The sequence below is a fragment of the Chryseobacterium sp. RU33C genome, assembly GCF_900156015.1.
Lineage (GTDB): Bacteria > Bacteroidota > Bacteroidia > Flavobacteriales > Weeksellaceae > Chryseobacterium > Chryseobacterium candidae.
On sequence record NZ_FTMT01000012.1, the window covers coordinates 101,563 to 127,340 of the forward strand.

25 protein-coding genes and 1 tRNA gene are annotated in these 25,778 nt (G+C 36.0%); 5 read left to right on the forward strand and 21 right to left on the reverse strand.

The genetic code is table 11. The annotated features are described in order from the left end of the window. Positions 1–23: 23 nt before the first annotated feature. From BW946_RS11790 to BW946_RS11825, 8 genes are all read right to left on the reverse strand, one after another. The gene (locus BW946_RS11790) at positions 24–380 is read right to left on the reverse strand and encodes a hypothetical protein (protein ID WP_076596372.1); all 357 of its coding nucleotides are present in this window, start codon (positions 378–380) and stop codon (positions 24–26) included. 148 nt (positions 381–528) lie between these two features. Then, positions 529–2,457, reverse strand: a complete 1,929-nt coding sequence (locus BW946_RS11795) for an ABC-F family ATP-binding cassette domain-containing protein (protein WP_076596373.1) — start codon at positions 2,455–2,457, stop codon at positions 529–531. A 192-nt stretch (positions 2,458–2,649) separates the two neighbouring features. After that, on the reverse strand, positions 2,650–4,005 hold the full coding sequence (locus BW946_RS11800) for a T6SS phospholipase effector Tle1-like catalytic domain-containing protein (RefSeq protein WP_076596374.1): 1,356 nt from the start codon (positions 4,003–4,005) through the stop codon (positions 2,650–2,652). Positions 4,006–4,154: 149 nt separating this feature from the next. Further along, positions 4,155–4,832, reverse strand: a complete 678-nt coding sequence (locus tag BW946_RS11805) for a response regulator transcription factor (RefSeq protein ID WP_076596375.1) — start codon at positions 4,830–4,832, stop codon at positions 4,155–4,157. Further along, on the reverse strand, positions 4,801–5,517 hold the full coding sequence (locus tag BW946_RS11810) for a sensor histidine kinase (protein ID WP_228402552.1): 717 nt from the start codon (positions 5,515–5,517) through the stop codon (positions 4,801–4,803). Before BW946_RS11810 ends, BW946_RS11805 begins: the two co-directional genes overlap by 32 nt. 65 nt (positions 5,518–5,582) lie before the next feature. Next, positions 5,583–6,206 carry a hypothetical protein gene (locus tag BW946_RS11815; protein WP_076596377.1) on the reverse strand — a complete coding sequence of 208 codons (624 nt, stop codon included), beginning with the start codon at positions 6,204–6,206 and terminating at the stop codon, positions 5,583–5,585. A gap of 15 nt (positions 6,207–6,221) precedes the next feature. Continuing rightward, positions 6,222–7,001 (reverse strand): hypothetical protein, encoded by a 780-nt coding sequence (locus BW946_RS11820; RefSeq protein WP_228402554.1) that lies wholly within the window; start codon positions 6,999–7,001, stop codon positions 6,222–6,224. Between the two features lie 62 nt (positions 7,002–7,063). Then, the gene (locus BW946_RS11825; protein ID WP_076596378.1) at positions 7,064–7,684 is read right to left on the reverse strand and encodes a DUF5715 family protein; all 621 of its coding nucleotides are present in this window, start codon (positions 7,682–7,684) and stop codon (positions 7,064–7,066) included. A gap of 218 nt (positions 7,685–7,902) precedes the next feature. Between BW946_RS11825 and aqpZ the strand changes: the two genes are divergently transcribed. Then, on the forward strand, positions 7,903–8,619 hold the full coding sequence (gene aqpZ, locus BW946_RS11830) for an aquaporin Z (protein ID WP_076596410.1): 717 nt from the start codon (positions 7,903–7,905) through the stop codon (positions 8,617–8,619). Between the two features lie 48 nt (positions 8,620–8,667). Here aqpZ and BW946_RS11835 read toward each other — a convergent pair whose 3' ends face one another. The 10 genes from BW946_RS11835 to aceB form a co-directional block, all read right to left on the reverse strand. Further along, on the reverse strand, positions 8,668–9,213 hold the full coding sequence (locus tag BW946_RS11835) for a hypothetical protein (protein WP_076596379.1): 546 nt from the start codon (positions 9,211–9,213) through the stop codon (positions 8,668–8,670). A 232-nt stretch (positions 9,214–9,445) separates the two neighbouring features. Further along, a complete protein-coding gene (locus BW946_RS11840; RefSeq protein WP_170872080.1) occupies positions 9,446–10,435 on the reverse strand; it encodes a LuxE/PaaK family acyltransferase in 990 nt (329 codons plus the stop codon). Positions 10,436–10,629: 194 nt separating this feature from the next. After that, on the reverse strand, positions 10,630–11,400 hold the full coding sequence (locus BW946_RS11845) for a UDP-2,3-diacylglucosamine diphosphatase (RefSeq protein WP_076596380.1): 771 nt from the start codon (positions 11,398–11,400) through the stop codon (positions 10,630–10,632). Between the two features lie 20 nt (positions 11,401–11,420). Then, positions 11,421–11,867: a 6-pyruvoyl trahydropterin synthase family protein gene (locus BW946_RS11850; protein WP_076596381.1), complete on the reverse strand. Its 447-nt coding sequence runs from the start codon at positions 11,865–11,867 to the stop codon at positions 11,421–11,423. 99 nt (positions 11,868–11,966) lie between these two features. Further along, on the reverse strand, positions 11,967–12,353 hold the full coding sequence (locus BW946_RS11855; RefSeq protein WP_076596382.1) for a hypothetical protein: 387 nt from the start codon (positions 12,351–12,353) through the stop codon (positions 11,967–11,969). A gap of 9 nt (positions 12,354–12,362) precedes the next feature. Beyond that, positions 12,363–13,529 (reverse strand): hypothetical protein, encoded by a 1,167-nt coding sequence (locus BW946_RS11860; protein WP_076596383.1) that lies wholly within the window; start codon positions 13,527–13,529, stop codon positions 12,363–12,365. A gap of 32 nt (positions 13,530–13,561) precedes the next feature. After that, complete coding sequence (locus tag BW946_RS11865; RefSeq protein ID WP_076596384.1) at positions 13,562–13,948, reverse strand: acyl-CoA thioesterase; 387 nt, start codon at positions 13,946–13,948, stop codon at positions 13,562–13,564. 129 nt (positions 13,949–14,077) lie between these two features. Beyond that, positions 14,078–14,650: an OmpH/Skp family outer membrane protein gene (locus BW946_RS11870; protein WP_076596385.1), complete on the reverse strand. Its 573-nt coding sequence runs from the start codon at positions 14,648–14,650 to the stop codon at positions 14,078–14,080. Positions 14,651–14,831: 181 nt separating this feature from the next. Next, positions 14,832–16,112 carry an isocitrate lyase gene (aceA, locus tag BW946_RS11875; RefSeq protein ID WP_076596386.1) on the reverse strand — a complete coding sequence of 427 codons (1,281 nt, stop codon included), beginning with the start codon at positions 16,110–16,112 and terminating at the stop codon, positions 14,832–14,834. 125 nt (positions 16,113–16,237) lie between these two features. Further along, a complete protein-coding gene (aceB, locus tag BW946_RS11880) occupies positions 16,238–17,812 on the reverse strand; it encodes a malate synthase A (protein WP_076596387.1) in 1,575 nt (524 codons plus the stop codon). 127 nt (positions 17,813–17,939) lie between these two features. On the opposite strand from aceB, the gene BW946_RS11885 reads away from it, so the two are divergent. The 3 genes from BW946_RS11885 to BW946_RS11895 all read left to right on the forward strand — a co-directional run bounded on the left by BW946_RS11885 (position 17,940) and on the right by BW946_RS11895 (position 21,253). Beyond that, positions 17,940–19,421, forward strand: coding sequence for a helix-turn-helix domain-containing protein (locus BW946_RS11885; RefSeq protein WP_076596388.1), 1,482 nt, complete (start codon positions 17,940–17,942; stop codon positions 19,419–19,421). Positions 19,422–19,737: 316 nt separating this feature from the next. Further along, entirely contained in the window at positions 19,738–20,391 is a 654-nt protein-coding gene (locus BW946_RS11890; RefSeq protein WP_076596389.1) for a ComF family protein, read from the forward strand. 175 nt (positions 20,392–20,566) lie between these two features. Then, on the forward strand, positions 20,567–21,253 hold the full coding sequence (locus BW946_RS11895) for an alpha/beta fold hydrolase (protein WP_076596390.1): 687 nt from the start codon (positions 20,567–20,569) through the stop codon (positions 21,251–21,253). A 1-nt stretch (position 21,254) separates the two neighbouring features. Here the strand turns inward: BW946_RS11895 and upp are convergent, their stop codons facing one another. After that, positions 21,255–21,905, reverse strand: a complete 651-nt coding sequence (upp, locus tag BW946_RS11900; protein WP_062676151.1) for a uracil phosphoribosyltransferase — start codon at positions 21,903–21,905, stop codon at positions 21,255–21,257. 149 nt (positions 21,906–22,054) lie between these two features. Continuing rightward, entirely contained in the window at positions 22,055–23,365 is a 1,311-nt protein-coding gene (gene der, locus BW946_RS11905; RefSeq protein WP_076596391.1) for a ribosome biogenesis GTPase Der, read from the reverse strand. Between the two features lie 374 nt (positions 23,366–23,739). On the opposite strand from der, the gene BW946_RS11915 reads away from it, so the two are divergent. Further along, positions 23,740–23,810: transfer RNA gene (locus BW946_RS11915), tRNA-Gln, on the forward strand. Between the two features lie 113 nt (positions 23,811–23,923). On the opposite strand, the gene BW946_RS11920 is transcribed toward BW946_RS11915, so the two are convergent. Continuing rightward, positions 23,924–24,451 carry an antirestriction protein ArdA gene (locus BW946_RS11920; RefSeq protein WP_076596393.1) on the reverse strand — a complete coding sequence of 176 codons (528 nt, stop codon included), beginning with the start codon at positions 24,449–24,451 and terminating at the stop codon, positions 23,924–23,926. Between the last annotated feature and the right edge of the window lie 1,327 nt (positions 24,452–25,778).

Consider the following 25,778-nt stretch of genomic DNA (forward strand, 5'->3'; position numbering starts at 1 on the left):
TTAAACCCTATAGAATCTATGAATTATGCAATTGCGGGCGGTCCCCGAAGCTGGAAGGTGAATTTGGTCTGTGACCAGATTTTCTCCTGAACGGCGATAATTTGTTTTACTTCATGGCTGTAATGCTCAAAAGTAAAGTTGAATTCTTCAGGAGCTAATGTATGTCCGGTAACCAAAAAGTGGCAGGCCAGACAGTCGCCAGCTTTCTCTTTAGTAACGGCTTTCGTCATCGTATTCTCAACTTTTTTAAGATGAAAAGCCTTAAAATAGTCTACCGAATCGTGATGGTGAAAGCTTTGAGAAAGCAGCGCAAGGAAATATACTCCAAACAACAGCTTGGAGATAAAACTCTTTAGGTTTCTGCTTTCTTTAAAAATCATGGTTCAAAATTATGAAAATAATTTAATTGTTTCCTTAAACTTTTATTAAATTACTTAACAACTATTGATAATATGTAGAAATGAGTACGATTTTGTTACAAAAAAATGCTTCATCCTATTGAGTTGATGAAGCATTTATATTTTAAATTTAATCCAGTTGTGTTCCAAGATATTCCCACTCCTGTAAAGCTGTATCCAGCTCTTCCTTAGTTTTATTGTATTGTTCTAAGGTTTCATCTGAAGGATTTTCTTTGGCAAAAGAAGCTTCCATTTGCTCTACTTTTGTTTCAAGCTCGGAAATTTTCTCTTCCACTTTCTTAATTTTATTCTGAATATTTTTTTGCTCTTTACTTACAATATTTGAAGATTGACTGCTCGTTACTACAGGTTTTTCTTCCACTTTCTTAGGTTCTACCTTTACTTCGCTGTGAAGCTTAGCTTTTTCTGCAGAGATCTCTCTGATGGTTTCCTTTTGTCTGTACTCAAGGTATTCGTTGATATCTCCCAGGAATTCTTTCATTTTTCCGTCACGGAATTCGTAGATCTTATCACACAGCCCCTGAAGGAATTCCCTGTCGTGCGAGATGACAATTAAAGTTCCTTCAAAATTCTGCAGTGCCAGCTTGATAATTTCCTTAGACTGGATATCCAGGTGGTTGGTAGGTTCGTCCATGATCAGCGTGTTGAAAGGACGAAGTAACAGTTTACAAAGTGCCAGACGGTTTCTTTCTCCTCCGGAAAGTACTTTTGTCTTTTTAGTAACAGCATCTCCCTGGAAAAGGAAAGATCCTAATAAATCTCTTACTCTTGGTCTTGTTTCTTCTGTTGCTGCATCTTCTGCTTCTTCCAGAACTGTTTTATTAGGCGTTAAAACCTCTTCCTGATTCTGAGCGAAATATCCGATGTTAACATTATGCCCAAGATTCCATGTTCCGGAATAGTCTTTAATATCTCCGGCTAAAATTTTAGCCAAAGTTGTTTTTCCCTGTCCGTTCTGTCCTAAAAGAGCAATTCTGTCTCCTCTCTGAACGATAAAATCCACATCATCAAAAATCTGCTTCTGCCCGTACGCTTTTCCAAGATTGATGGCTTCGAAGATTACTTTCCCCGGAACCATAGACTGTACGAAACGGATGTTGAACTTTGAAACGTCTTCGTTATCCACTTCGATACGTTCAATCTTATCTAATTTTTTAATAAGTGACTGTGCAAAAGAAGCTTTGGTAGCACTTGCACGGAACTTATTAATGTTATCTTCCATCTGCTTGATCTCCGCATCCTGATTTTTTTTAGCCTGAATCAGTTTTTCACGGCGGTCTTCTCTCATGACAAGATATTTGGAATAGTTCGCTTTATAGTCGTCAACTTTTTTGTTGTTGATATCAAAAGTACGGTTACATACCGCTGTCATAAACTGTTTATCGTGACTTACCAGAACAATAGCTCCCGGATAATCTTTGAGGAAGTTCTCCAGCCAGATGATAGATTCCATATCCAGGTGGTTGGTAGGCTCATCGAGAAGCATAATATCGTTCTTCTGAAGAAGCAGTTTTGCCAATTCGATTCTCATTCTCCACCCTCCGGAAAATTCATCAGTAATTTTCTGGAAATCATCGGCTTTAAATCCTAAACCAAATAATACCTTTTCCATATCGCCTTCAAGATTGTAGGCATCATGATTCATCAGAAGGTCATTCAGTTCGGTCATTTTATTAATCAGATCCGTGTAGGAATCACTTTCATAGTCAGTTCTCACTGTCATCTGGTGATTCACCTCTTCCAGTTCATCTTTCCAGGCATTGATCTGCTCAAAAGCCTGCATGGTTTCAGCCCATACCGTTCTTCCTTTTACAAAATCAAGATCCTGTTTAAGGAAACCAATGGTAACACTACCTTCCGTCACAACCTCTCCTTCGTAGAAATTAATTTCTCCGGAAAGCATTTTCAATAAAGTAGATTTTCCGGCTCCGTTTTTACCAACGAGACCCACTTTATCATCCTTTTTAATGGTGAAATTGACATTTTGAAATAAATAATTTCCTGAATGGTGTAACCCTAAACTTTGAACCGAAAGCATCTTAATTAATAATTAGTAATGAATAATGAATTTTCGGGTGCAAAAATACGGAAAAAGAAATGAATAGACGAGAAATAAAAAAAGCAGCCAGTTTCGAAGCTTTTTCCTTCTATGAAGGTAGATGTTACCCTTTAAAAAGGAGACACCATAAGATGTCCCCTAACCTAAATTTAAAACTGAGAAGTCTTTTCACTAATTCTTCCATTCATTTAATCTAACAGCTGCCGGCGTTTTTATAATAGAACGAACCCAGATATCATTGTTGGGTACGTTTGTTCCATAAAGAAAGTCAGCAACAAAGCTGTCTTCCGGCAGATGGAGTTCTACGGAAAGCCTTTTTGTCCGGCTTGTTTCATCAACGGAGGTACTGCTTGATACATTTAATCCGTTATTGATTAGTTCAATATTAATTTCACGTTGGGTTCTATACCGGAAACTATTACTATACAATCCGAAGTTTGACGAAATGTGAGTATAATCTGCAAATCTTCCGAAATCATATATTGGCTTTTTGTTTCCGGAAAGGTCTCTCAGGTATTCTTTCATTTTGATATAATATCTATTGAGAAAAGCATGTTTATTATAATCTGTTCCGAAGTAGGCTTCATTTTCTGTACTAAATACTGACAATATGGTATTGGTCTCGTCCATCATCAGTTTTCCATATACTTTTGACAGGTCATTGTATACTTTATCACGGCAAACATACGCCTGTGAAATGCCATCCACCGTTTCCACTTTATATCCTGAGAGTAAAGCATCCCAGATTTTATTTCCCTCAGCATTGGTTTTTGTATTTCTGATATCTGAAACATAATTATGCAGATCATTAACATTTATGAAATCTGTAGAGATATAAACAGATTGCGGTCCTTCCAGATAGCCTCCTCCAATATCAGCATGATCTCCTGGGACAAATATTTCTTTCCAAACTGATGGCTTATTTTCTGATTTCTGATCCTGCATTGTTTTCGAATTCTCAAAAATACCGGTAAGCGGAAAGAAAAATCTGCTCTCATTGACTGCACAGAAATGTAAAACATTTTCTACCTGCGAAGATATCTTCATATTATAAGTATTGAAAGGTTTGGACTCTACCGTATCAAAAAGTCCTAAAAATTTTATTATACAATTTCCTACCGCATAAAAGGTCAAAAGCTGATTACCGAAAGTTCTTGCCAGCATACCTCCTCTCCCGAATCCATAGATGTAGAAATGATATTCCTTAGTCTCATCACAGGCTGTTTTTTGTACAAAATCTCCGGCTTTCCGAAGTTTATCATCAGATGAATATCCGCTTCCATACGGCGGGTTTGCACATGTTGCCATGGCAAAATTATTATCTTCATTCCCTGTTACAGTACCAATTCCTTCAATATATATCTTTTGATCTCCAAGGAACAGACTGTATAATTTATAGATATTGCTGAAAGTACCATAGTAGCTTTCATTATTGTTCAGCGGTTTATCCGGTGAAAGAATATTGACCCCATTGTTTCCTGTACCGTCAAAGAAAATCCCGACGGAAATCACTCTGTTACCATTCATGTTTCTACTTTAATTTTTTACTAAAGATCCTGTTGTGTTTTTTTCAACTGACATCCCTAAAAGAGACATTCCAAAATAACAGAAGAAAAACAAGGTTAGCTAGAGTGAAAAGTACCAAATAAAAAATTCCGTATTTCTACGGAATCAATTTAAATTTTTTCAAGAGAGTAAATATTGTTGACAATAGCATAAATCACTATTCCCACTGTATTTTTGGCTCCTATTTTTTCAAGAATACGTTGCCTGTGGCTTTCTACAGTTCTTGGGCTGATAAAGAGTTTTTCTCCAATTTCGTTGTTAGTCAATTCCTGGCAGATCAGTTTTACCACATCTTTTTCTCTTTCTGATAATTCATCTTCAGTTTCAAACAGAGAATTTTTCTTGGCAGAGCTGTTCATATAAGTAAACAGCATCTGATGATCTTCAGCCGTGAAAAACACCCCATTTTTATCCACCATTGTGATGGCATCAATAAAGGTTTTCTTATTTGAATTTTTGGGAAGAAATGCTGATACTCCCAATTTGACCATGTATCCCAGAATAGAGGTCTTATAATGGGATGACAGAATAATAATTTTAAGATCCGGATATTTTTCCTTGAGGATTTCCACCAGTTCAAAACCGTTCATAGGTTTCATCTGAACATCTACGAGAGCAATATCAGGAAAATCATCTTTTAAAAGTTTTCCGAGGTCTTCTATAAAATCGGGGCCATTATCTGCGGTAAGGCAAACTGATATATTTTTTTCATTGGAAAGCAGCATTTTTACCCCTTCGAGGATCAGCTGTTCATCATCAATCAGTGCTAGTTTGATTTGGGAACTCATGATATTTTGGAATTTTTATAATTAAACGACTTCCTTTATTCGAAAAACTTTTTTTCCATTTGTGTATTGCGTTCATAGATTTGATACGGGATTCTATATTTTTGATTCCCATTCCTTTTTTCACTTTTTCATATTCAAAACCCTGTCCGTTATCAGAAATCACCACTGCCATATTATCAGGATAATCTTTAATGTAAATCCAGATATCCGTTGCATCGGAATGCTTGATCACATTGGTGGTAAATTCCTGAATAATCCTGTACAGCTGTACTTCCACGAAAAGATCTTTCTTTTCATATCCCTGCATTACCTGCAAAGAGATATTAATTTTATGGGAAAGATTGGCTATTAATTCTTCAACATATAAAACCAGCCCTACCGACTCCAGATTTACCGGGTATAATGAATGGGAAATACTTCTGGAAGCGTCAATCAGCGAAGACATCTGGCTGTAGATATTTTTTTTGATCTGCTCATCACCCTGGGTATCAAGGTTATTCAGCCATAAAGAAAGAATATTAAGGCGGTTTCCGATGTCATCATGAATCATCACTGCAATTCTTTTTCTTTCTTCTTCCTGAGCTTTAATATTTTCCAGAACTAATTTTTTCTGATGGAGTACTTCTGCTTCATGCTGTACGTTTTTTTCCTTTATAATTCTGGTAATAAAAGCTCTGTAGGCCAACAGAATAAAGGATACTATAATTGCTATGGTAACAATTATAAGGATCAGCAGATTGATATTTAAAGTTACTTCTTTAATCTGAAAAATGTGTATAAAAATGAACAGTACAAAATACTCGATAGAATATTATTGGCACTGAGAATGGTATAGTAATCGTTTTCCGATAGATTGGCAATCTGATGCTGAATAATAAAAATAAATACTGAAACTGAGTAATAGAAAAAAATACTGGCATCTACAACAAGAAAACGGTTCTGAGCAGAGGTATTCTTAATCTCGAGAATCAGGGTAAATCCGGAAAGGCAAATAATTATAATATTGGAAACCACTTTCGCAATATCAGCATTTGCAGGATAGTCAAATCCGTATTTCGAGATCATAAAGCCCGCAGCCAATACACCTACAGTTAACAGAACATATCTTGACCAGTCCAGTTTCCTGATAAATAAGCCGGTCAGTAAAAAAAACTCTCCTGCAATGTATAAAGGATATAGGAATGATGTGTCATTCAATCTGAAGATATAAGGCAGAGCCAGATTCAGCAGTTCAATAAAAAAAAGAAAAGCAATACAATGAAAATACTGCTTTTCTTTATGATTTAATATGCGGTATTTTGCTGCTCCCAGCAGTATAACAGATAGGAGCAGTGCATAGTTCAGGAATAAAATTGCCTTATAAAGTTCAGCCATTCCTCAGTGTATCATTTAAAATTCGCATCCTACACCTTCATCCGGTATACGGCAGATAGGAGGACATGGTTTTGCCCAATCGTATGTATTTGAAATAGCTTCGGCTCCAAGTTCTGCATTCCTAAGGTTTTCACGGAAAGAGATAAAAATAAGAGTTACCAGCATTTTCCCATAAATATCATTGTATCTGATACCAAAAGAACAGGTAATACCTGCCAAACCATCATCAGAAAGGCAAAGGTCTGCAGTAGGAACATAGAATTTTCTGAAGATTCCACTTCCCTGATTTTCTCTGCTCTCTTTGTAAAACCAATCCATACCTTGATTTCTCCAGCGTTCAATAGCATCTACAGCTTTGTCCTGCTCAAGAATTGGTGTATTGGAAACCGGTAATCCCATATTGGCATTCTTTTCCATGCTTTCAAGATCTTTAGACAGAACAGCATTTTTAATAAGAGTGTATTCCTGGATCTCCTGGAGTCTAATATCTTTTTCCAGCTGGGTAAGGAAGCTGTATGGATATTCTTTTGCATCTATTTTTACTCCCTCGTTATCGATAGGATAAAAAATAAGAATCAATCTGTCTCTGTAAACTCCTACTGCAGCACAAAAGTCTTTATACTCCCTGAACCCTTTCATCCACTCAAGGTGTTCTCTGGAAATATTAAAAACATAGTTAGTAGGGATAAGTTTTTGAATTTTGGAAAAGTCAGAAAGGGACGCTTTCCACTGGTTTGATGCTGCTCTACATTCTTCTCCAGGCAGCATATAGTCTACAATGTTTAATGTTGACATAAGTATAGTTTTTAGTCGTATAAAAATATACAAACTAAACATGCTACGCAAGAAGATTTTAATTAATAATTTTTCACAGTAATATGATAACAGCTCTGTTGCTTCTCTTTGATATAATATATTCTACCAATCTTCTCATAATGCTTTAAAACTTTCTCCAGAGCTATTTCCATTTTCGGATTGTATTTTAGAACATTGTTAAATCTCACATAAGAAATATCAAAAGAATTCCCATAATTATGAGAACTAATCCCTAATGAGGCATTAGAATTCACTCTTCTTAGCCTGCACTGATCTTCAAGCGTTCTTGTAATGGATGAAACAGTAAATGTACCGCCTTTTGTATCCTTGCTGAACTTAGATGCTATTTTCTCCAGCGTGGTTTTTGCCTTTGATACCATATAAGCCCTGCTGTAATCAAGCCTTTGAACATGATATCCCTTCCCGGATTTTTTTACTTTGTGGAATTTACCGCTATTGATGTATTTCTGTACGGTCCTGGAATCTTTCAGCAGCTGTACCCCAAAACTTTTTGAGGCATCAAGATGAGATTTATAAAGCGGCGTTGGTTCAACCTTCAGTACAGTGGCAAGATCATAACAGGGAAAATCTTTTTTAGCTGCCTGCGAATAATGTAAACTATAAATAAAAGGTACAAAGACCACGCAAAAAAACTTTCTCATTCACCATCCTTTTAAATTACAAATGAAAGATAAAACATTTATGTTATATCTTTCAAAACTGACTATTATACTCTCTCAATAAATCCCAAACAAACTTTACACCAAATTGCAGATTTTACAATTTTTGTTCTCTCTTTTTTGAAATATTTTTAAGATTTATCTTTTTACTTTAAGATTTAAATTTTACATTTGAGATACTTTAAACAATAAACAACATGATAAAAAAACTTTTCGCTGAATTTTTCGGCACATTTTGGCTTGTTTTCGGAGGATGTGGAAGCGCTGTTTTCGCAGCCGGTGTTCCAGATATTGGCATCGGACTTTTAGGAGTTGCTTTAGCCTTCGGTCTTACTGTTCTTACTATGGCTTACGCTGTAGGACATATCTCAGGAGGGCATTTTAATCCGGCGGTTTCGTTTGGACTTTTAGCAGGAGGAAGATTTTCTGCAAAAGACCTTATTCCTTACATTGTAGCACAATGTCTGGGCGCAATTGTAGCAGCAGGATGCCTGTACACGATTCTTAACGGAGCCGGAGCGGTAGAATTCTCAAAACCCGGAGATTTCGCCACCAACTTCTACGGTGAAGCCGTTTATAACGGAAAAGCTTTCAGTATGGGAGCAGCATTTCTTGCTGAGTTTTTATTAACCGCATTTTTCCTTATTGTAATCATGGGAGCTACGGATAAGTGGGCGAATGGTAAATTTGCAGGTCTTGCTATTGGTCTTGCTCTTACTTTGATCCACCTGATCTCTATCCCGATTACGAATACTTCTGTAAACCCTGCCAGATCACTTTCTCAGGCAGTCTTTGTGGGAGGAACTGCAATGTCACAGCTTTGGCTGTTCTGGGTAGCTCCTATTTTGGGAGGAATTGTAGGAGGTTTAATCTACAAGTTCTTACTTCAGAGAGATACTGCTGAAATTGCAGATTAATTTTAAAATAACATTCAATGATAAAATCCTGTCAGGCGGCAGGATTTTTTATTTTATTTTTTTGATTTCAAAAGGATTTTTAAAGATCAGCTCTTCATGCTTTCCTTTGATTTCCATTTTACGCTGGAGAAGATTCAGAGCCATTTTTCTGATAAAAAGATCCTTGTCATTCAGTTTCCAGTAAGAATCCTTATGAAGATTTTTAGGCTGGCGAATCAGATAAAATTCAGTTTCCCAGGTATCCACATTATGATAGAACTCTATGATTCCGCAGTGTTCAGGGATAAGGGCTGCATCTACCATTCCCATTGGAAGCAAAAAGCTAAAGGAATTGCATACATAATCGCCACAGGAAATTTTATCATGTTTCAGAAATTTTTCTCCGGTATCTTTATTCAGGTATGATTTTTTGAAATCATTTTTGAAATCACTTTTTGAAAGCTTAATTTCAATTTCGTGACTTTCACCTTCTGAATTGATGATTAAGATATCTGCTTCCCAATCTGCCTGAAAATAATTCGTCAGTACGATTTCTTTTTCAAAATCGCAATGGGAATGAATGTAGGCGTGTATGAGTTCTTCTATTTTGATCATTGATATAATTGTAAAATGTACAATGTAAAAAGTATTAATGATGATGCGCTCTCCTAAAAGTCAATATTGTAAACGCTAAGTTCACAAAGTTTTTTTATTTACCGACTGTTTAAAATGTTCGCAGAGTTGTTTCACTCAGCAAAAGCCGCAAGGTATTTTTATTTATTATGATCATACAAAAATTGACAAGCGAAGCAAATTGACGATTCACAATTGCTTTTATATTTAACTTTTAGCTTACCAGCAGACTGCATCCTCTGATATCGGAATGATCTATTCTTCCTAAGACCTGAAATTTATCTCCTATTATTTTTCCCAAATCCTGTGTTGCAATAAATGAGCAGGAATGGGTGTTGGCAAGATCAATAATATTAATAGCTCCTGTTCGGCCTTCTTTTTCATAAGCTAAAGGATCTTCTGCGTTGCGAACCATAATTCTCATCCAGTTTGGACACTCATATTCATTATTTCCAAGGGAATAAGCCTGTGAAAGCAACTCTGTCATAGAGTATTCGGAATAGATTTTCTCTGTTTTAAGACCTTCCTGTAATATTTTCAGCAATTCATCCTTTGTCATTTCTTCCTTTCGCCCTTTCATACCGCCGGTTTCAATTACCACTAAATTTTCGGGGAAGTTCATGGATTCTTCGCTTTGTTCATGGCAATAATCCAAAAAGTCCAGAAGAGCAAAGGAAACTCCGAAAAGAATCACTTTTTTATCCTTCAATGTGTTCAGGAGTTCAAAGAGTTCGGCATGGTTATAAAGAAAATATCCGTTTTCCGGTTTCCCTGATTTTTTCATCAGATAATCTACCATATAGATCAGTGATGAATTCTGTCTCTCCAGATAACTTGGAAGCAGCCCCAGAAAAATAAAATCTTCCGGTTTTCCGATAAACTGATCAAAGCTTTTGTAAATACTCTCCTCATAAAGCTCAGTATCTGCGATGAAATGTTTTGAAAGGTTCATTTGGGTTGTTCCTGAACTTTGAAAGAAAAGATCCGTATCAATATTTTTATCCAGAATCTGATGGTTTTTAAACATTTCAATAGGAAGAAACGGGATTTTCACCAGACTATCGACCTCATCAGGATTAACCTTCAGAAAATCAACAAATTTCCTATATATTTCAACATTTCCATATTGATAACGAAATGTTTTCAATGAGGCATTCAGAAAATTCTGTTCATTCTCTATGTTGAATATATTTTTCAATTCCATAATTTTTGAGTTTCTTAATCCCTTACTACAAGGCAATTACAGAGATAAAATATTGTTTTTAAATAATTTTTTAATGCATTAAACCTATTTTGGTAGACTTATTGCAATGTGTTACTTGGAATATGGATTAAAAACAAGAGTGGGTTTTTCCACCCGTTCGAAAGTTACCTCTTTTAGGGGTAATTTTTTTTGCTTTATTTTTGAAAAATTTTCAGTTCAAAATCTTTTTCAAAAACCCCGTACGTGAAATAGGAAATCCAGTCTCCAAGGTTGATATATTTTGCATTATGGTCCAGATCCAGTACCATGGGCAGGTGTCTGTGTCCATAGATAAAGTAATCAATCTTCTGAGTTTTCAGTTTTTCTTTGGAATAAATAATCAGAAACTCTTTATCTTCTCCCAGAAAAGCTTTGTCTTCTTCTCCTGAGATCATTTTATTTTTTTGGGAAAGATACAACGCTACTTTCATTGCAATATCGGGATGAAGCCATTTGAAGAACCATTGTGCCAAAGGATTTGTGAATAGTTTTTTCATTCTTTTATATCCTTTGTCTCCGGGTCCCAAGCCATCTCCGTGAGCCAGCAGAAACTGCTTCCCTCCCATTTCAAAATATTGTTTCTGATAGAATACGGTGCAGCCAATCTCTTCTTCCAGATAATCTTTCATCCAGAGATCATGATTTCCGACAAAGAAATAAATATGAATTCCTCTGTCTTTGAGTTCTGCAATTTTTCCAAGTACCCGGACATATCCTTTGGGAATAACATGCTTCCATTCATGCCAGAAGTCAAAAAGGTCACCCATTAAAAACAAAACCTGAGCATCTTCTTTGATCTCATCCATCCAGCGTATAAATCTATCCTCCCGTACCTTGCTTTCCTTGGGTGTAGGAGCACCAAAATGCTGATCCGAAGCGAAATATACTTTTTTTCCAGGTTCTAAATTAATTGTTGTTTTTAACACCTTCTGAGTTTTGTGAAAAATTATTGATTATCTTCTGCAAACCATTCTCCATAAGAGTTTTCTGTCTCATGAAGTTTAAGATAGGCTAAAGAAATTCCTTCGGGAAGTCTTGATTTGATTTTAGCAGCAATGGCGTACAACATGTTTTCACAGGTTGGCTGGAAGCTGCAATAGATTACTTTATGTCCTTTCTGCTCAAGGTCATCTCCCAGTTCTTTATGAGGAGACAGCGCATTGACAAGGACCGCATGATCCCATACGTCCACGATCTCAGATTTTACGATACTTTTGATATCTCCGAAATCTACCACCATTCCATTTTTAGGATTTTCAATATCATTAATCGGTCTCCCTTTCACTGTTACAAACAGCTTATAGGAGTGTCCATGCATATTTTTACACTTCCCATCGTAGTTGTAAAGCACGTGAGCCGTTTCGAATGTAAAAATTTTTGTAATACGTATCATATTACAAAGATATGACAAAACCGCTTAATAGAGAAAAGACTGTTTCTATTACAGCGATTTTAAAATATTTTTTTAGCAGGTTTTCAAAATTGATATCTATTACTTCTTGAAAATTAATTGGTCTACTTCAAAACCTAATTGACACAAATAATCCAATCCATCTTGAACTGCTATTGAATTAACACCTGACCACCCATTTTTTAATCCAAGCAAAATAAACTGTTTAATGTACTTTGGCTCATTAAGATTAACGGTATCTTCTGAGTTTGTTAATTTATTTCTCAACTTAATACCGGATTTTAAAGGCTGACCCATAATATAATGATCAAATGTTACAAACTCAACGATCAAAGGAGTCTGTTTATGCTCTCTTAGAAAAACTTTCAATGTTAGAGTATTAATTTCAGTTTCAGCGTTCAATTGATCCGTAACCGAATACAAATATTCATTATTATCGATGACTATCTTTCTTAATTTGTTTTTCATCACCTCTCTTTATCTGATCGTTTTTTCAAATCTGTTAATGACTTTATATTCTTTATTTTTAATGACAATCTCATATTCTCCTTTGTCCAGAATTAAATAACGACTGTCTTTAGATGTTTTGAGTTCAATGATATCGGCAGGAATTCCTTTTTGTTCATACTCCCCTTTTCTATAGGCAAAAATCAATACCGGATATTCTGAAACTTCACAAACCGGAATCTTATACCACTTTCTATTTTTCGTCAGCATCCAATCTGGTCTGCCTTTGATGTATTTTGTAATGGGATGAATGATTTTAATATCGGTATACAGCTCTTTATCTTCTCCGTTATAGATTGCCTGATTTCCATCTTTTAAAACAACAGGGATAGTATTATTTACCAATCTTAAAAGTGGTTCGTTATACTTCGGGTTACTTTTTTCTGAAAACTGAGTCTGATCAATGGTAAAAGGATTTATTCCAGTAAGGTCTGAAAGTCTTCCCGCCATTGTTTTTTCCCAGGATTTATGAACACCTTCATACGCATGCTGGTAACCGCAGTAGATGAAATATTTGCCATCTTTATTTTTCTGCATAAAATCGAAGATATTGTTTGCCTCTCCTATTTCTCTTTGTTTATTATTTCCTTCTGCTTCATATGGGAAAAGCTTGAACCCAATTTTCAAGGCATTGTAAATAAAGTTTCCGAATTCTGGTTCTTTGGAATAATATCCACTGTTAAGAGCAGCAAATTTCGTGGTGTTTACAGAGTCACTCGCTAATGTTTCAAGTCCCAAATATCTGTATCCGTTATCATATAACCCCTGAAGCAAGGAAGATGCGAAAGTTCGGTGACTGGCATTGTGATGGGCTTCATTAATGATGATAATCTGTTCACTAACGGATCTTTTCAAGATATAATCTTTTGCGTTGACAGGGATTAGTTTTGTAAATCTTAAACTATCTGCAGTGCTCAGCTTTTTCACTCTTCCAAAAGTCATATCCCAACTTTTCAATGCAGTGTTATATTGTCCGCTTATCGAGTAAAATGTTGCACCCATCTGGCTTCTCCAGGATTGACTTTGGGTGGAGTCTGCCACCTTTTTTTTAATATCATCTGTAAACCAGTAAGGGTTTTCCTGGCCATAACCTGCCATGCTTAAGAAGAGCAATGTCAGTGAATATAAGAGCTTCATATGTATTTAGTTTTTTAATTTGATGCAAATAGTCAAAAAAACTTCTCCAACCAGTCATTTTCCAAACGTTTGATCTTTTTAGTTTCAGGATCAAACAAAATCCAGAGTGTGCTTGAATTTACCACCAGTTCATCATTGCAATAGAATTCTACTTTCCTTGGCTGCTTAGCTCCTTCCGGAGCCATTGGATAGGTTCTTACCGTAATGATATCATGCAGATAAACCTGTTTTTTGTATTGAATATGATGATCCAGAAGCATCCAGGCATCATTCATATACTCTGTTTTATATTTCAAGAGATCCCAGTGTTCTGCAGCCACTTCTTCCACCCAGTGTACATACTGTACATTATTCACATGGCTATTGTGATCAATATGTTCTTCTGTTACTTTGATCTGTTTTTCGTACATTAAATTCATTCTGCTGAAAGTTTACTCAAATTTATCATTTTAAAACAAAATATTCTTCATCCCATTAATCACTTTTACGCATAAAAAAACGGAATCATGAATTCTGATTCCGTTGTAATATTCAGTATATTAAGTTTCTTATTTAGATTTTCCAGCAGGTTTTGCAGGCGTTGCTGCAGCTCCTAATTTACTTTTCACAAGAGCTGTGATATCTTCACTTCCATCATTGTAAATAAGATTATTAGTTTCCTGAGATGCAATATCAAAAACATAATTGATACCTTTTTCTTTGGCAGCAGCAGAAATAGCAGCTTTTACTTTTTGCTGTAACGGAGTAAACAATTCATTTTGTTTTGCAGAAATATCTTTAGCAGCCTGCGCTCTTGATTCTTCAATTTTTTTACCCAGAGTCTGTAATTCTGTTTGTGCTGCCATCAGTTCTTTCGTTACCGCTTCTTTGTTAGCTTCACTAAGAGTCTTTTCTTTATCCTGGGCTGCCTTCAATTTAGCCTGATAATCACCGATTAATTTTTCAATTTCAGTCTGCTTGGTTTTTGTAAAATTGTCCACAGTTGCACTTATTGTTTTTACTTCGGATAAACTTGCAAAAATTTCATCAGTATTCACGCTACCAATCTTTTGTTGGGCTTTTGCAGCATTGGCTGTAAGTGTTAATCCTAATGTAATAAAAAGTACTTTAATTAAATTCATTTTTAATAATATTTTTTCAGCCTCAAATATAATTCAAATTTCAATTACTTATCATGTAGTATTTATTTCTTTATTATTTTGAGATATCTATAGTGTAAAAACAGGTTTAAACACCTTTAAACAAAAGAAAAACCTTCCCGAAGACGAGAAGGTTTAATATCAAAAAAATATGAAAAAATGACTAATGGAACTGTGCGGTTTCTGTAGAATCTTTCATCGCTACTGTAGCCGAGGAACCGTTTGTGACAATATTCTGTACTTCATCAAAATATCCTGTTCCTACAAAAGACTGATGCTTCACTGCTCTGAATCCTTTCTGCTGTAATGCAAACTCACGCTCCTGAAGTTCTGAATATCCTGCCATTCCTCTTTCTTTATAAGCTAAAGCCAATTCAAACATAGCCGTGTTTAAGGCATGGAATCCTGCAAGGGTAATAAATTGGAACTTGTATCCCATTTTAGCCAGCTCTTCACGGAAAGTAGACATTTCTTCCACACTCAGTCTTGCTGCCCAGTTGAATGAAGGTGAACAGTTATAAGCCAGCATTTTTCCCGGAAATTTGGCATGAATTCCTTCTGCAAATCTTCTCGCCTGTTCCAGGTCAGGATTTGAGGTTTCCATCCAGATCAGATCTGCGTATGGAGCATAAGACAAACCTCTGTCGATTCCCTGTTCTACTCCGTTTCTTACCACATAAAATCCTTCGGAAGTTCTTTCTCCTGTCACAAATTTCTTATCCCTGTCATCAATATCGGAGGTGAGTAAATCTGCAGCATCCGCATCTGTTCTTGCAATAATAAGACTTGGAACACCTAATACATCGGCAGCCAGACGTGCTGCAATCAACTTATTGACTGCTTCCTGAGTAGGCACCAATACTTTTCCGCCTAAGTGACCGCATTTTTTGGCTGAAGAAAGCTGGTCTTCAAAATGTACGCCCGCTGCTCCCGCTTCAATCATCTGTTTCATCAGCTCAAAAGCATTCAGATTACCTCCGAAACCTGCTTCTGCATCTGCAATAATAGGCACAAGATATTCTTTGTTTCCTGTTCCGCTTACGGATTGCACCTGATCTGCCCTTAATAAGGCATTATTAATTTTCTTTACCACAGAAGGCACTGAGTTGGCCGGATATAATGACTGATCCGGATACATCTCCCCTGATAGGTTGGCATCCGCCGCAACCTGCCACCCTGAAAGATATATTGCTTCCAGCCCGGCATCTACTTCCTGTACCGCCTGATTACCTGTCAATGCGCCAAGTCCTGCCACATAATCCTGAGTATTTAATTTATTCCAGAATTTTTTGGACATTTCTGTAGCAATAGTATAATCTATGGTATAAGAACCGCGAAGTTTTAAAACTTCTTCTGCTGTATAAGGTCTTTTCACACCGTTCCAGCGTGGATTTGTAAGCCAATCCTGTTCAATAGCCTGGATTTGTTCTTGTCTTGTTTTCATAATATTGGGATTTTGTTTGATTAGGTTTGAAAGTAATTTTGTTGCTGGATGCCAGTTCTATTGTTAGTGTTAATTGATAATTGGGTTTTCAACCAGCAACTATAAAACCAGCAACCAACATTTTATTAAATAAATGGATATGCTTTAAGGGTTAGAAATTCTTCAAATTTTTCAGAAAAGATCAGTTCATTGAAAAGTTCTTTAGCGAGGTTAAATTTTCCGTTCCGGAAACGGGCTTCTCCTACATACTTTTCAATATGGTCCATTTCTTCTTTTTCCCACTGCAGTACCATGCTTCGGGTTAACGTCCTGTCATCACTCAGAACGGCTTCGTTTTTCAGCCACTGCCAGATTTGTGTTCTTGAAATCTCTGCAGTAGCGGCGTCTTCCATCAGATTATAAATAGCAGCAGCACCGGTTCCCATCAGCCAGCTTTCAAGGTAAAGAATTCCAACATTGATATTTTTCCGGACTCCTTTTTCGGTAATATCTCCTTTGGGGATTTCCAGCAGCTGATTTTCCGTTATATGATATTCAAATTTTTTATCGATCTGATTTTTGGAAGGCATATACTTATCAAAAATTTCTTTTGCCACCGCTACCAATGCCGGATGTGCTACCCATGTACCATCATGACCGTTTTTCACTTCCCTTTCTTTGTCATTTTTTACTTTTTCAAAAGCTTTTTTATTGGCTTCATCATCGTCCTTTACAGGAATCTGGGCAGCCATTCCGCCGATAGCATGAACATTTCTTTTATGGCAGATTTCTATCACCCTTTTTGAGTATGCACTCATAAAAGGAGAAGTCATCGTCACCTGGTCTCTGTCCGGAACAATAAACTCGGGAAGGTTTCTGAATTTTTTAATGTAGGAAAAAATATAATCCCATCTTCCGCAATTCAGTCCTGCGCTGTGTTCTTTTAATTCAAATAAAATCTCATCAATCTGAAATGATGCAGTAATGGTTTCTATTAAAACAGTAGCTTTAATAGTTCCTTCCGGAATTCCAAGGTAGTTTTGTGCAAAAACAAAAACCTCATTCCACCATCGGGCTTCTTTATAATGTTCCAGTTTGGGAAGGTAAAAGTAAGGACCGCTGCCGTTTTCCAGAAGCTGTTTAGCGTTTCTGAAGAAATACATTCCAAAATCAGTCAGTGATCCGGAAGCTTTCTCTCCATTGATTTCAATATGTTTTTCCGGAAGATGAAGACCGCGTGGACGAACCTGTAGAACAGCCGTTTTCTCATTGAGGGTATACGCTTTTCCTTTTTCATTGACAAAATCAATGTTTCGGTTAATGGCATCAGAAAGATTAATCTGTCCCTGGATACAGTTTTCCCACACCGGCGAGCTGCTGTCTTCAAAGTCAGCCATAAATGCAGATGCTCCGGAATTCAGGGCATTGATAATCATTTTACGTTCAACAGGGCCTGTAATTTCTACTCTTCTATCCAGCATATCGTCAGGAAGTGAAGCACATACCCAATTCCCATTCCTGATGTCTGCAGTTTCTTTTAAGAACCCGGGCAGATTTCCCTGATCAAAATGTTGCTGAGTATTTTTTCTTTCTTCTAAAAGTTCAAGTCTTTTATCATTAAAGTTTTGATGAAGCGAAATCAGAAAATCTACCAAATCAGGAGTAAATATTTCCTCAAACTGCTTCTGTGACTTTATTTCTAACTGAGTCTTTGTTTCCATAACCTATTGATTTTGTGATTTGATGTTACAAACATAAATAAAAATTTTCATAAATAGCGAACGTTCGCTAAATTTATTTTAAAATTTATTATGCGAATAATCGCTTCTATTTATTTATATTTGAGTAATGAATTCAGAAAGCGACTTTATCAAAACAGTTTTCGGGCTAAAACTGAAACAGCAGAGACAAAAGAAAAACTGGTCTCTGCAGGATCTTGCTGTAAAGACAGGATTATCAAAATCTTACCTCAACGAAATTGAAAACGGAAAAAAATATCCCAAGCATGATAAAATCATTCAGCTTTCTGAAGCGCTGAACTGTACTTTCGATGATCTGGTTTCTACCAAACTTGATAAAAGTCTTGCCCCTTTCAATGAAATCCTGCAGTCTGATTTCTTTAAAGAAGTTCCGCTGGAACTTTTTGGAATCAATAAGAACAACCTCATCAGCATCATCAGCGATGCTCCTAAAAAAGTAACTGCTTTTATCAATGCTCTGATCGAAATTTCTCAGAATTATAATCTGGGAAAAGAAAGATTTTATTTTGCGGTATTAAGATCATTTCAGGAATTGTATGACAATTATTTTCCGGAAATTGAAGAAAAGGTAGATTTGTTTACACATGAAAATCAGTTAAAAATCAAGAAAAGCTTAAAGTCTGATATTCTGGAGAAAATTCTTGCAGAAAAATTCAGCTACACCATTCAGTCGGAAGATTTTGAAAAATATGGAACTCTGGATAATCTGCGATCTCTTTTTATTCCGGAAAAAAAACTTTTGCTTCTGAATCAAAAACTGGAAAAGGATCAGAAAACATTCATCCTCGCTAAAGAAATCGGCTTTAATGTACTGGAATTAAAAAATCGTCCCAATACGTATTCATGGCTTGACTTCGGAAGTTTTGAAGAGATCCTGAACAACTTTTACGCCTCTTATTTTGCAGGAGCATTGCTCATTTCCAAAAAATCTGTCATTGAAAAAACTTCAGAATTTTTCCAGCAGAATACATGGGAATCTAAAAATTTTGAGGGACTGATCGATAGTTTCACCCACTCTCCTGAAACGTTTTACTATCGGATGACCAACATCCTCTCGGCTGAAATGGGAATTAAAGATCTTTTTTATTTATGCCTGGTAAAAAAGAAAAACTCGGATAAAATTCAGATTTTAAAAGAGCTTCATCTTAATCATCAGCAGGCTCCTCATGCGAATGCAATGAACGAACATTACTGCAGAAGATGGATTGCGGTAAAAAATCTTGGTGATTTAAAAGAAAATGAAACCCTTACGGATGCTCAGATTTCTCACTATAAAGATCAGGGAATAAGCTATCTGGTAATTTCTACTTCACAGAAAAATCCTTTTTCAGATGGAAGTAACAGAAGTTATTGTCTGGGGATTTTACTGAATTCTCAAACGATTAAAAAAATAGGTTTTATCAAGTCTCCATCTTTAAAAACCATCAATGTAGGGGTTACCTGCGAATCATGCAGTATTGCCGATTGTGAAGTGCGACAGGCACCGCCCGTAAGACTTGAAAAGGAACATTTTAATCTGAGTATGAAAAGTTCTGTGGAGAAGATCAGGAAGACGTTTGAAGATATTTAAAAAGTGAATTGTGAATTGTCAATACGCTTCGCTTGTGAATTTCTATACGAGGTTCGGGATTCGAGATTAAGGTTTGTGAATAATAGATTTGCTGTTGAAATTCATGGGTAAGTTATTTTCTAAACGCGGAGTTCACAAAGTTTTCTATACTATTTAATAGCTTTTCGGTCTCTATGGCGTTCCACTCAGCAACGAAAAAATGCCTTTGCGAACCCAATATAAATTAGTTCACAAAATTCGCGAACAATAATAATTCACTATTGACTTTGCGAAGCAAAAATTGACAATTATTTTCATATCTTAGTAAAAACACACTATGATTTTAGATGTATTGTTTCCTAACCGCTGCATTCACTGCAACAGAATCATCGATCCTGAATTTTTGGTTTGTGATCTTTGTTTCAGCCAGATTCATTTTACCCATTACAATTATTTTGAAAATAATCCGGTTAAGGAAAAATGCAGTTTATTCTTTCCGGTTGAAAACGCTTATTCTTTAATACAATTTGAAGAGAAAGGCTTAAGCAGACAGATTATTCATGAGCTGAAATATAAAAGCAGAGAAAAAACTGGAAAGATTCTTGCAGACTGGACGACTGAGCGGCTGAAATTTGATGACCACAAACCTGATTTACTGGTTAGCGTACCTCTTCATCCGAGGAAACTCAAAGAGCGTGGATATAACCAACTTCATTTATTCACAGAAACGTTGTCTTCATTTTACAACATCGCTTTTGATCATCAATTAATTAAACGAAATCACTATTCAAAAGCTCAGGCTTTAAAAGATAAGAAACACAGACTGGAGTCTGCCAATATTTTCTCCATTACTCAATCTATTACCGGAAAGCATATTCTACTGATTGATGATGTTTTCACTACAGGAAATACGGTTTCATCAGTGGCATGGGAAATTTTAAGTGCCGGAGATAATAAAGTGAGTGTTTTGGTGATGGCTGAGGATGCTTGATACGGGAACGGAGTGCGAATTGTGAGTTGCAGGATGCTAGTTTCGGGTTTTTCTGTGCAGAGCAATAATCAAGAATATTTTCAAACCCTACAACACTCAAACACTCTTACAATTCCTCCTCCATCTATTTTCACGATTCAATTCATTTTCCTAATTTTCCGGAAACTATACAACTATGCCCAATCTGATTTTACTACACGGAGCTTTAGGTCACAGTGACATTTTTAAGCCTTATCTGAACGTTCTGTCATCATATTTTAGAGTTCATACTCCTATTTTTTCAGGACATGGAGATCAGGAACTTCCTGCAGGCGGTCTCAGTATTAAAAAGTATGTCCAGGAATTATCTGAGTATTGTAAAGTGAATCATCTGACTGACCTATCTATTTTCGGACACAGCATGGGTGGCTATGTTGCACTTTGCTACGCCATGCAAAATCCTGACAATGTAAATTCTGTTATAACGTTGGGAACAAAGTTCGACTGGACTGAAGAACAGGCTTTGAAAGAAAGTAAAATGCTTAATCCGGATGTTATTCTTGAAAAAATTCCTCAGTATGCCCAGCTTTTAGAATCACAACACGGAACAAAATGGAAACAGCTTCTTCCTGCTATTGCTGATTTAATGATTGATCTAGGTAAAAATCCTCCTCTGGAAAATAATTTTGCTACGATTACTACTCCGGTTCAAATCATGGTGGGAGATAAAGATAATATGGTCACTATTGAAGAGAGTATGAGAGTTTACAGAAGCCTTCCAAACGCAAAATTTGCCGTACTTCCGGACACAAAGCATCCTATGGATAAAGTACGGCCTGATTTATTATTGAACTTAATAAAAGATTTCCGGAATCTTTCTTAATTTATCGCTGAAGTTTTTCTCCGTAGCTCAAATCTCCGGCATCTCCCAAACCAGGAGTGATATACCCTTTTGATGTTAAATGTTCATCAATGGCTCCTACCCAGATATGAGCTTCAGGATAAGCATTCTGGACTGTTTCCACACCTTGCTTTGATGCAATAGCGGCAACAATATGAAGCTGGGTTGGATTTCCGTTGGTCAGCAAATCTTTGATAGCTTCAATAAGGGAAGCTCCTGTTGCCAGCATGGGGTCTGCCACGATCAAAGGTCTGCCTTCAATGCTTGGGCAGGTAAGATAATCCTGTTTGATGGAGAAATAATCGTTGGCATCATGTTTTCTGTAAGCTGCTACAAAACCACAGTCTGCTCTGTCCAGATAGTTCAGAATTCCTTCGAACAACGGAACTCCGGCTCTTAAAATAGTTGTAATAACCGGTTGTACAGCTATTTCCCGGCTTTTTATCGTATCTAAAGGAGTTTGAATTTCAACTTCTCTGTATTCCAGTCCTTTACTGATTTCAAAAGCGGCAATCTCCCCGATTCTTTCCATATTCCTTCTGAATCTCATTCGGTCGTGCTGGATAGTAACGTTTCTAAGTTCATTTATCCATTCGTTGACCAGAGAGAAGTGTTGCGATAAAATAGTAAGCATGAAAATTTTATTTTTAATTTCAATTGCTGCAAAATTACAACTAAAAAACGAATTGAAAGATCGGGCTGAAAGATAAAGTCTGATCTGATAATATAAAAACCTCCGGCAAGCTTCGCTTGCCGGAGGTTTTTGATGAACATCTGTTCTTGTTATTTTTGTCTGAAATAGACTTCGATCGGAACTCCGGTAAATCCGAATTCTTTTCTCAGCTGATTTTCAGTAAATCTTTTATAAGGTTCTTTCACATACTGTGGAAGGTTGCAGAAAAATACAAACTGTGGTGAAGGCGTAGGAAGCTGAACACAATATTTGATTTTGATATACTTTCCTTTCAATGCCGGTGGTGGTGTATTTTCGAAGATCGGAAGCATTACTTCATTCAGTTTTGAAGTTTTAATTTTCTTCTTACGGTCTTCATAAACTTCCATGGCAACTTCTACAGCTTTCAGGATTCTTTGTTTCGTTAAAGCTGAAACGAATAGGATTGGAATATCCTGGAACTGACCGATCTTATCTTTGATTGATTTTTCAAAATCACGCATCGTATTGGTCTGCTTGTCCTCGATCAAATCCCACTTATTCACAAGGATTACAATTCCTTTTCTGTTTTTCTGAGCCAGTCCGAAGATGTTCATATCCTGAGATTCCCATCCCTGTGTAGCATCTACCATGATGATCACAACATCTGAATATTCAATAGAACGGATTGATCTCATTACAGAGTAGAATTCAAGATCTTCGCTTACCTTCGACTTTCTTCTCATCCCTGCGGTATCTACCAATACAAACTCGTGTCCGAATTTATTATATAAAGTCTGGATACTGTCTCTTGTGGTTCCTGCGATATCGGTTACGATATTTCTTTCAACATCCAATAAGGCATTGGTCATTGTAGACTTTCCTACATTTGGACGACCTGCAATCGTAATTTTAGGAAGTCCTTCAAATGGATCTTTGTATTCTGTAGTCGGGAAATCTTTAACGATATCATCTAATAAATCTCCTGTTCCGGAACCTGTAGCAGAAGAAAGTGTGTAATATTTATCAATTCCTAACTGATAGAATTCTGTTGCAGGAAGCTCTTCTTTTGCAGAATCTACTTTATTGATAACGATGTAAATAGGTTTATTGGATCTTCTAAGAAGTCTGTAAATCTCGTGGTCTGTGTCAGTAAGCCCTTCTTCAACGTTCATCATAAAGATAATAGAAGTTGCTTCATCCACCGCTAATTGTACCTGCTTACGGATTTCTTCTTCGAAGATATCATCTGTACCTACATCATAACCTCCGGTATCAATTACCGTAAAGTCTACTCCGTTCCAGTCTGATTTTCCGTAGTGACGGTCTCTGGTAACACCAGCTGTAGAATCTACAATAGCTTCTCTTCTTTCTAATAAACGGTTAAAAAGCGTGGATTTTCCTACGTTGGGACGTCCAACGATTGCTACAATATTTGACATAAAAAATGTTTAATAATCCTTTTGCTTTGCTCAGGATATGTTATTAATGGGTTACTCCAACTTTTGGAGCCCAATTTTTTTTTTTGCAAAGATAAGGTTTTATTATTTAAATGAACCTTGAAGGAGAGAAGCTGGATGAAGGAGGCTGAAAGTCACTATCTAATGGGAATTCATTACTGGCTTCCCCTTAAAGCTAAACAAACAATATCTGAAAATCTGTTACTATTCTTACAAAAATTGTTTTTAAAAAAAATATTAAAAATAATTCTTTGGATATCAATACATAAAGCTGCAATCTCAATAATTATGTTAATTAATCTTTAATTTAGATTTTCATATTTAAAATAATTTCTATAATTTCGCGGCATAGAAATAGACCCATGGTGTAGCGGTAACACTACTGATTTTGGTTCAGTCATCTGGGGTTCGAATCCCTGTGGGTCTACATAAAACCTTGTTAATCACCTGATTTTCAAGGTTTTTTATTTTTTTACTCCCGAGTTTCTTCCCGACTTGAAATATTTTAACGTATTTGAACGTATTTTAATCTAATTATTTCTATGAACGGAAATAATGTCCGTTACTTTCAAAATAATCAAACATTATACTCCGTGCGGTTGCACTCCAATCAATCACAACCCAATTAGGAATATTAAACGTATCATCTTCGTACAACCATTGTACAAAATCTTCATTACTTTCATATTCGCCGTAATAGAAATTATTTACATACTCATAAAGGCTTTGAAAATCAATCTTGCCCAAACAATCAACACAAGCTATAAAAACTTCGAGATCATACCCAGAATCATCTATTTGTTGTGCTATTTCGTAAATCTCAGGCGATAGATGACACTGACTAATCAATCCGAGTTTTTCAAACAGTTCGCACCCCTCAAAATCTTGATACATGAACTCACAATCATGTTCATCTTTATGTAGTTCTCGCATTACTTCCAGTAACTCGTCATAATCCGAATAATCTACAAGGTTTAAACATTTACCGTAAAGGCTTCCGTTGTTATACTTGGCATACGTGCCACAATAGATACTAGCGGTATCAAGACAATTTCGTAAATTTGTCATGTCAGTAATTTTAGAATAGTTAAAATTTATTGATACGCCTAGCAAGTACGCCAATACTTCTAGGCATTTTTATTTTTATATTGAACCTTGTACACAAAAATACTAGGTTAAAAGTAGCGTGTAAAGATGTATAAATATACGTCAAAAAGCCCATAAAAACAAGTGTTTACAGCAGTTTTTAACCAAAATATCAACGTAAGTTAAAAACTTTTTAACCACTCGGAGCGCAGGACGACAAAAACAGCCGTCAAAAAACAAAAATCTTTGACAGGGGGCGCAACGAAAAAACCTCGCTGACGGGGTGTTAAATCCGTATAGTAGGTACAGCCCCGATGCCTATATAAAATTTTTGAGATACGGTATAGGGGGTGTATTTTTACAGCAAAAATTTGGCGGGTGATGTAAATAGTAACCTAAGTATTATACATTCTCTCTGTATATCCGTAATTGAACCAGAAAACCAGAAACCGTCTACCATAGTTACCCGAAATGTTGGTTTTAGAGTTGTTAGAAGTGAATTAGAGAGTGAGAAATATTGAAATAAATTGTAGTATATATAGGTACTATGTAGCAGATTCTTTGTAAACACCCCTGTTTATGGTAGTTTGAAGAGATTGCACGTTAGGATTGCACAAACCAACAAAAGATGATAGATCAGTCCCAGAAAAATATTTTTTTCATCATTTGTGTTTTTAAAGTCTTTATTTTATCGAGGGACATTTTTGTTTTTGGGGTAAATAGGCAGATATATATTTGCAAAACCCATTGTTCACAGAATCTTTCTTTTACTTCCCCGTAGAAAACCTAGAGATGACCTACAACCATTTGTCACAGTCATTAACAGAAAGTTTCCCATCCGCTGCCTATTATAAAAAGATTCTGCGTCCTCAAAAAACAGTCCGAATAACTGTTAATCAAGTATTTTTCAGCTATCCCACCTTACTACCCACATATAGGAACGGCATACCAGTATACCGTATTACTAGACACCATTATGTGATAGTAAAAACTCTGTAAACCATTTCTATAAAGCTGATGGCGAATTTCGCAGGTTTCATAATCTGGATATATAACAGAAACACACAGAGACTGTACAAGGCTTTTTTTAATGCTTTACCCGCCAACTTTGGTACAGTTTCCCACAGTACAAATGAATATAAGTGATACAATTTAGCTTAAATATGCGCCCACAAAAAAAACGTAAAAATATTTCATTCTTTATTATTGAAAATCAAATTATTACAAAATTTAATTCACAAAGATTAAAAAAAAGTTGGCGCAATATCTATTGTCATTATTGACACAATGTGTAAATTAGAAAGTTAGG

Excerpts from the sequence above, each read along its gene's own strand:
- BW946_RS11790 (WP_076596372.1), bottom strand. The coding sequence starts at position 380 with ATGATTTTTAAAGAAAGCAGAAACCTAAAGAGTTTTATCTCCAAGCTG.
- BW946_RS11795 (WP_076596373.1), bottom strand. The coding sequence starts at position 2,457 with ATGCTTTCGGTTCAAAGTTTAGGGTTACACCATTCAGGAAATTATTTA.
- BW946_RS11800 (WP_076596374.1), bottom strand. The coding sequence starts at position 4,005 with ATGAATGGTAACAGAGTGATTTCCGTCGGGATTTTCTTTGACGGTACA.
- BW946_RS11805 (WP_076596375.1), bottom strand. The coding sequence starts at position 4,832 with ATGAGTTCCCAAATCAAACTAGCACTGATTGATGATGAACAGCTGATC.
- BW946_RS11815 (WP_076596377.1), bottom strand. The coding sequence starts at position 6,206 with ATGGCTGAACTTTATAAGGCAATTTTATTCCTGAACTATGCACTGCTC.
- BW946_RS11820 (WP_228402554.1), bottom strand. The coding sequence starts at position 7,001 with ATGTCAACATTAAACATTGTAGACTATATGCTGCCTGGAGAAGAATGT.
- BW946_RS11825 (WP_076596378.1), bottom strand. The coding sequence starts at position 7,684 with ATGAGAAAGTTTTTTTGCGTGGTCTTTGTACCTTTTATTTATAGTTTA.
- BW946_RS11835 (WP_076596379.1), bottom strand. The coding sequence starts at position 9,213 with ATGATCAAAATAGAAGAACTCATACACGCCTACATTCATTCCCATTGC.
- BW946_RS11840 (WP_170872080.1), bottom strand. The coding sequence starts at position 10,435 with ATGGAATTGAAAAATATATTCAACATAGAGAATGAACAGAATTTTCTG.
- BW946_RS11850 (WP_076596381.1), bottom strand. The coding sequence starts at position 11,867 with ATGATACGTATTACAAAAATTTTTACATTCGAAACGGCTCACGTGCTT.
- BW946_RS11855 (WP_076596382.1), bottom strand. The coding sequence starts at position 12,353 with ATGAAAAACAAATTAAGAAAGATAGTCATCGATAATAATGAATATTTG.
- BW946_RS11860 (WP_076596383.1), bottom strand. The coding sequence starts at position 13,529 with ATGAAGCTCTTATATTCACTGACATTGCTCTTCTTAAGCATGGCAGGT.
- BW946_RS11865 (WP_076596384.1), bottom strand. The coding sequence starts at position 13,948 with ATGAATTTAATGTACGAAAAACAGATCAAAGTAACAGAAGAACATATT.
- BW946_RS11870 (WP_076596385.1), bottom strand. The coding sequence starts at position 14,650 with ATGAATTTAATTAAAGTACTTTTTATTACATTAGGATTAACACTTACA.
- aceA (WP_076596386.1), bottom strand. The coding sequence starts at position 16,112 with ATGAAAACAAGACAAGAACAAATCCAGGCTATTGAACAGGATTGGCTT.
- aceB (WP_076596387.1), bottom strand. The coding sequence starts at position 17,812 with ATGGAAACAAAGACTCAGTTAGAAATAAAGTCACAGAAGCAGTTTGAG.
- BW946_RS11885 (WP_076596388.1), top strand. The coding sequence starts at position 17,940 with ATGAATTCAGAAAGCGACTTTATCAAAACAGTTTTCGGGCTAAAACTG.
- BW946_RS11890 (WP_076596389.1), top strand. The coding sequence starts at position 19,738 with ATGATTTTAGATGTATTGTTTCCTAACCGCTGCATTCACTGCAACAGA.
- BW946_RS11895 (WP_076596390.1), top strand. The coding sequence starts at position 20,567 with ATGCCCAATCTGATTTTACTACACGGAGCTTTAGGTCACAGTGACATT.
- upp (WP_062676151.1), bottom strand. The coding sequence starts at position 21,905 with ATGCTTACTATTTTATCGCAACACTTCTCTCTGGTCAACGAATGGATA.
- der (WP_076596391.1), bottom strand. The coding sequence starts at position 23,365 with ATGTCAAATATTGTAGCAATCGTTGGACGTCCCAACGTAGGAAAATCC.
- BW946_RS11920 (WP_076596393.1), bottom strand. The coding sequence starts at position 24,451 with ATGACAAATTTACGAAATTGTCTTGATACCGCTAGTATCTATTGTGGC.